General features: G+C 40.3%; 7 protein-coding genes. 3 read left to right on the top strand and 4 right to left on the bottom strand.

Annotated features, from left to right (window positions below; translation table 11 throughout):
• The first annotated feature begins 67 nt into the window (after positions 1-67).
• Entirely contained in the window at positions 68-763 is a 696-nt protein-coding gene (locus RDS42_RS11520) for an FCD domain-containing protein (RefSeq protein ID WP_308783796.1), read from the top strand.
• A gap of 100 nt (positions 764-863) precedes the next feature.
• Complete coding sequence (locus RDS42_RS11515) at positions 864-1775, top strand: N-acetylneuraminate lyase (RefSeq protein ID WP_308783795.1); 912 nt, start codon at positions 864-866, stop codon at positions 1773-1775.
• Positions 1776-1823: 48 nt separating this feature from the next.
• On the opposite strand, the gene RDS42_RS11510 is transcribed toward RDS42_RS11515, so the two are convergent.
• Positions 1824-2360 (bottom strand): flavin reductase family protein, encoded by a 537-nt coding sequence (locus tag RDS42_RS11510; protein WP_308783794.1) that lies wholly within the window; start codon positions 2358-2360, stop codon positions 1824-1826.
• 200 nt (positions 2361-2560) lie between these two features.
• Here RDS42_RS11510 and RDS42_RS11505 point away from each other — a divergent pair, with 200 nt between their 5' ends.
• Positions 2561-3754 (top strand): MFS transporter, encoded by a 1194-nt coding sequence (locus tag RDS42_RS11505; RefSeq protein ID WP_308783793.1) that lies wholly within the window; start codon positions 2561-2563, stop codon positions 3752-3754.
• A gap of 14 nt (positions 3755-3768) precedes the next feature.
• Here RDS42_RS11505 and RDS42_RS11500 read toward each other — a convergent pair whose 3' ends face one another.
• From RDS42_RS11500 to RDS42_RS11490, 3 genes are all read right to left on the bottom strand, one after another.
• Complete coding sequence (locus RDS42_RS11500; protein WP_308783792.1) at positions 3769-4170, bottom strand: DUF1284 domain-containing protein; 402 nt, start codon at positions 4168-4170, stop codon at positions 3769-3771.
• Position 4171: 1 nt separating this feature from the next.
• The gene (locus RDS42_RS11495) at positions 4172-4723 is read right to left on the bottom strand and encodes a biotin transporter BioY (RefSeq protein WP_308783791.1); all 552 of its coding nucleotides are present in this window, start codon (positions 4721-4723) and stop codon (positions 4172-4174) included.
• A gap of 128 nt (positions 4724-4851) precedes the next feature.
• Positions 4852-5775, bottom strand: a complete 924-nt coding sequence (locus tag RDS42_RS11490; protein ID WP_308783790.1) for a mechanosensitive ion channel family protein — start codon at positions 5773-5775, stop codon at positions 4852-4854.
• Between the last annotated feature and the right edge of the window lie 64 nt (positions 5776-5839).

Here is a 5839-nt window from a genome sequence, read left to right as displayed (position 1 = left end):
TTCATACCAGATAATATGCTTATAAGGTGAATATAATCAGTACGAAGGAGTGAACTAGAAATACATGTTGACAATAACTAAAAAATCTGCAACACAACTGGCTCTTGAAAATCTACAGGCTTATATTGCCGATGATTCAGTACTGATCGGAGATCGTTTCCCCACTGAGAAAGAATTGTGCACCACGCTCGGCGTAGGACGGGGTACTGTCCGGGAGGCTGTAAAAGTTCTTGTTTCACAAGGTCTTCTTGAGATTAAACCTGGACTCGGTACTTTTATCAAAAGCAAAACTCCTGTACAAACAAATTCTCTTTCTACCTGGTTTGCTACCAATGAAGTGGAATTACAGGATCTTACCGTTGTCCGTTCTGCTCTGGAGCCATTAGCAACCAAACTCGCCATCGAAAAATGCACTGAACAGCAGCTTGCAATGTTAAAACGCAATCAGCATAATGCAGAAAAAGCTGCGGAACAGTGCGACGCAGCCTTATTAGCACACTATGATGAAGAATTCCACCGGACTATTTTTATTATTGCAGGAAATGTTTTTTTAATGGAGATCAATGATATCATCACCAAACAGTTGGCACAATTTCGTCAAAATACCTTTAAGATCAAAAAAAATATAGATAATTTTATTCCTGCGCATAATGCGATTATCAGAGCTTTTGAAACACATGATATGGCACTGGGAGAAAAAAAGATGAAACAGCATATGAAAAAAGTTGCCAAAGATCTGGAAGCAAGTAAATTCAATTCATAAACTAATAAATTTCATAACATCCTGAACGTGGATATGTCCGCTCATACGTCTAATAAAAAATCAAAAAATGAACAGAACAACTATCTGTAGAAAGGACCTTATGAATACTTTAAATAACAATATTTTCAAAAAAATTTTTTCTGCTCTGGAATTACCCATGAATTCGGACGAGACCCTTAACATAGAGATGCTTTCCAAACTGATTGAATATGAACTCAGTATAGGAGTTGAGGGATTTTACTGCATGGGTTCTTCCGGTGAAGCGCTGCTTCTGAGTCTGGAAGAACGAAAAAATGCTCTGGAACAAATTCTGAAGATTGTCGATAAACGGGTTCCTGTCATTGCTCATGTAGGAACTGTCCGTACAGAAGACGCCATTTGTCTTGCTCGTCATGCAGCTGCTGCCGGAGTTGATGCCATATCTATGATCCCGCCCTATTATTATAAATTCACCATGGATGAGATCATAACCTATTATGAAAATATCATTCAGGCAGTTCCGGAAATTGGCGTCATCGTATATAATATCCCACAGTTTACGGGTATAGAATTTAATAAAGACAATGCCGGAAGACTTCTCTCTAATAAACAAGTCATCGGAGTAAAGCATACCTCCAACAATCTTTATGCATTAGAGCGAATGAGAAGCGCTTATCCTGATAAAGTATTTTTCAATGGATTTGACGAACAGTTCACAGGAGCTCTTGCAATGGGTGCTGAAGCAACAATCGGAACTACTGTTAATATTTTTGCTCCACTTTTCACCAAAGCTCGTGATCTTTTTTATTCTGGAAAAGTTTCCGAAGCGTTAAAAATACAGACGGAAATCAATTATTGTGTAGAAGAAATGTGTAAAGTAGGAATATTCAGTGCTGTTAAATATATTCTGACAAAAAGAGGAATTATCTCCGGTAACTGCCGAAGACCCTTTCATCCGCTTTCTTCAGAAGAGTGTCTCCAGATGGATAAGCTTATCTGTCAATATGACTCTTATCTTCTGAAAATCCAATAAGAAGTGAAAAAATCCCCCGGTCTGCAATCCGGGGGATTTTTCAAATAATCATTCAATCACATATGCGTTTACAATTTCTCCGTAATATGCCACGTGCACATCACGATTGGAACCGGTAAAGGAACTGTCCACATTCTGAGGATAAAACTTCTCAACGGTTTCTTTGTCCATTGCATGAATATCCTGCAGCTGCTTATAAACAATCCGGCACTCCAGAGTCAGTGGAAACTCTCTGATTCCGGGAACTGAAATACTCTCCGGCTCCTCCAGAGTCAGGTTCAGTTCCTTGATCTTATCTGTATCACGTCCGGATTTGGAACCGCAGAATCCAAGGGCTTTTTTCTGGCTGTCATCCAGAGGAATGTTCACCGTAAACTCTCCGTTCTTTTCCAGAAGTTCTCTGGTAAAACGGCCTTCGCGAATCACTGTAATAAATACAGGTTTTCCCCATTCAATTCCCAGCATTCCCCAGGAAATCGTCATGGAATTTACCTTGTCTTCTGATTTTGAGGTGATCAGAACCCCATTTCTGAGTCCTTTCAGGATTTCTCCTGTATGTTCAAATACATCAATTTGTTTCTTCATATCCGATATCCTCCTTGTCTGCATTTTAAGCTGACTTTATCATATGACAAAAAGCTTTTGATTGCAAGAAGAACCCCTTTCCATTCCGAATATACCGTTGCTGTTCACAGCAACAATATCTTTTCATTTTTCTCATTTTTTGTGGACGGACACTTTTCACCCTGATATAATAAAATAACTATAGAAAAGGAGTTTTTCACATGACAAATACAGTAAAAAATTCAAATCTCACCCTTAGATATTCTTTTATACAGGGCTTTTACTGGATGAATTTTTCCGCCATTATGGGCTTTGCCAGTCTTTATCTTCTGGACAGCGGATTTACCAACACTGAAATCGGCATGATCATGGCAGTTGCAGGGATTATTTCTGCCATACTTCAGCCGGTGATCGCAGGATATGCTGATCGCCCATCAAGTCCTTCTTTAAAAAAGATCGTACTTGTCCTTATACTGTTCCAGCTTATCCTGGGGCTCCTGATGCTTCTTTCTTTCCGAAAAACTATTTTTTTTACCGGGCTCCTTTACGGAAGTACAATCACACTTCTGCAACTTTTGAACCCTTTTATCAATTCCCTTGGCATGGAAAGCATCAATCAGGGAAAACGTCTGAATTTTGGAGCCGCCAGAGGCATGGGGTCCGTTGCCTATGCCATTATGTCCTATCTTTTAGGAGCCATTGCAGAAAAAGCAGGAGCCGTATCCGTACCATTTTCTATTTCTGTTCTCTCTCTGGCTTTTGTAGGAGCGCTGATTCTGTTTCCATTTCGCAAGACAGAAGTTTCTGTCTCTGCCCAAAGAACTGCCGCTTCCAACCCACTGGCATTTTTTATAAAGTACAAACGTTTTTCCATTGTTCTGATCGGCTGTATTTTTATTTACCTCAGCCATGTACTCCTGAACAGCTTTACCTTCCAGATTGTAGAAAGTAAAGGAGGTGGAAGTGCAGAAATGGGAACCTCCATGGCCATTGCTGCTCTTATTGAACTTCCCACCCTGTTTCTTTTTACTTTTATGCTGAAAAAAACCGCCTGTCATTTCTGGTTCAGAATCTGCGGTATTTTCTTCATGCTGAAATCACTGGGAACACTTTTAGCTCCTAATATCCCCGTTTTTTACGGTGTACAGTTTTTACAGATGCTTGGATGGGGACTTATCGCAGTCTCCTCTGTATACTATGTGAATTCTATCATGGAAGAACAGGATGCTATCAAGGGGCAGGCTTATATTACTATGACCTATACCCTTGGAAGTGTGATAGGCGCTTTGTTAGGAGGGGCTCTGATTGATGCCGCAGGCGTTAATGCCATGTTGATCTTTGCCACTGTATCTGCATTTATCGGAATGATAATTCTTTTATTCGCTACTGAACGCACAAACAGCAGCCGGACCTGATCCGACTGCTGTTATTATTTTTCCCAACGGCTTTTTTTCTTCCTGCATATTTCATCCCACTGGCAGTCTCCGCATATAGCCTCTCTCCTGCCGGGTTTTAAAATCATCTGTTCCACTTTGGATACAAACTCCTGAAATCCAAGGATCTCATTTTCTCTGAGATCACATAATTCTAAAACCGACCGGTCATACAAAGCAGTCCGTTCTGCGGTTCTGCACATATTCTTCTCCAGATTTGGACATGCGGAACAGATTTCATCACCTGAGACAATCAGCTTTATTTCCGCTCCATTTTCCAGTATTTCCAGCATCTGGCCCATATGAGAAGAAAAACTGCTGCTGTAACCTTTTCCCTCAAAATATGCCAGACACATGCCATGATGAGGACGAAGCCTGTATACTTTCTTTTTTTCCATATCACATTACATATTTTTTTAATTTTTTTGACAAGCCATAAGCTAAAACGATCTTAATAATATCCGGAATCACAAACGGAATCACACACCATCCAAGCACTGCTGCAACGCCTATTGCGCCATTTGTCCGCATATAAACTGCCATAAACCACAGAGTTCCAAATGCATAACAGACAAGAAGTCCTGCTGCCATAGAAAGGATCTGGATCAAAGATTTTTTTCCCGGAAGCTTTTCCATTGCCCACATAGTAAGAGCAGAAAACAAAAATCCGACAATATAACCTCCCGTTGTACCAGTGAGAATTCCTATTCCTCCGGTCATTCCTGCAAACACAGGAACGCCAACTGCGCCAAGAAGAATATACAGAAGCACTGCTGTCGTCCCTCTTTTTCCTCCAAGCATTTCTACAGCCATAAATACCCCAAAAGTCTGCAGGGTAAAGGGAACTGCGGTGGGAACTGATATCCAGGAACAGATTGCCATTAAAACTACAAATACTCCGATATATACCATATCGTAAGTTTTACCCTTTGATACTGCCATTGTACTCATTTTTTTCCTCCTGCTGTACATAGATGTAACTGTTAACAAAGTGCTCATTAACACATAGACTTTTTCTACGCTTTACTCTATCACAGTCGGAGTTTGATTGTCAACTTATTTTATTTTAAAGTTTACAATCAATTCTTTTGATGTACATAGATATCCATCTGATTATATGGAATCACAATTCCCTGAGCATCAAATTCTTCCTTGATTCTTTGATTCAGTCTCCATTTCACCGGCCAGTAGGATTCGGTAGGAACCCATACACGAAGTCCAAGGATCACCGCGCTGTCTGCCAGCTGATCTACAAAAACAACCATTTCGTTCTCATCCCCCTTGGTCTCCGGATCATCCAACAAGATTTTATAAAGAATATCCTTTGCCTTCTGGATATTTGCCTCATAGGAAATTCCAACCTTGATTTCAAGCTTTCTGGTCTCTTTTGCAGTTACGTTAATGATCGTACTGTTCGAAAGAGTTCCATTCGGCACTACAATTTTTTTATTGTCAACGCTTAAAAGAGTCGTATAGCACATTTCAATCCTTGCTACAGTTCCCTCGCATCCATTCTGCTGATTCTGAATAATATAATCTCCTACAGTAAATGGCTTAAATACAAGAAGAAGAACTCCTCCTGCCAGATTGGCAAGCCCTCCCTGAAGAGCAAGACCTATCGCCACACCTGCTGTGCCCAGGAGAGCTGCCACTGAAGATTCTGTAACTCCCAGGCTGACTGCAATATTAAAAATCAGCATTGTATAGAGTACTGCCTTTCCCGCAGAACAGGCAAACTGTATGACACCCTCATCTACCTTTGTCTTTTCCATGGAACGTTTCAAAAGCCGGATACACCATCGTATCAGCTTTCGTCCCACAAAAAATACAACAATTGCCAGAATCACCTTAATACCAAATCCCACAATTGAAGGAATCTGTTGTGCAAAATATTCTTTAAAATTCAAAATTTCTCTCAGATTATCTCCTACCCCCTCAATTCCCAGTTCTTCCAATCCCTGATCAACTTTTTCTACTGTTTCATTTACTGCTGCTGCATCCATAAATCCACCTCCTTTCCTGTATCCAGATATGAAAACAGACTTTTCTTCACAAAAATAAGATTCT

This window comes from uncultured Blautia sp. (assembly GCF_902497045.1).
Lineage (GTDB): Bacteria > Bacillota > Clostridia > Lachnospirales > Lachnospiraceae > Blautia_A.
This window is presented reverse-complemented; position numbering and strand designations above follow the sequence as displayed.

What these genes read in the sequence shown, in the direction of transcription:
- RDS42_RS11505 (WP_308783793.1), top strand. Translation starts at nt 2,561, where the DNA reads ATGACAAATACAGTAAAAAATTCAAATCTCACCCTTAGATATTCTTTT.
- RDS42_RS11500 (WP_308783792.1), bottom strand. Translation starts at nt 4,170, where the DNA reads ATGGAAAAAAAGAAAGTATACAGGCTTCGTCCTCATCATGGCATGTGT.
- RDS42_RS11495 (WP_308783791.1), bottom strand. Translation starts at nt 4,723, where the DNA reads ATGAGTACAATGGCAGTATCAAAGGGTAAAACTTACGATATGGTATAT.
- RDS42_RS11510 (WP_308783794.1), bottom strand. Translation starts at nt 2,360, where the DNA reads ATGAAGAAACAAATTGATGTATTTGAACATACAGGAGAAATCCTGAAA.
- RDS42_RS11490 (WP_308783790.1), bottom strand. Translation starts at nt 5,775, where the DNA reads ATGGATGCAGCAGCAGTAAATGAAACAGTAGAAAAAGTTGATCAGGGA.
- RDS42_RS11515 (WP_308783795.1), top strand. Translation starts at nt 864, where the DNA reads ATGAATACTTTAAATAACAATATTTTCAAAAAAATTTTTTCTGCTCTG.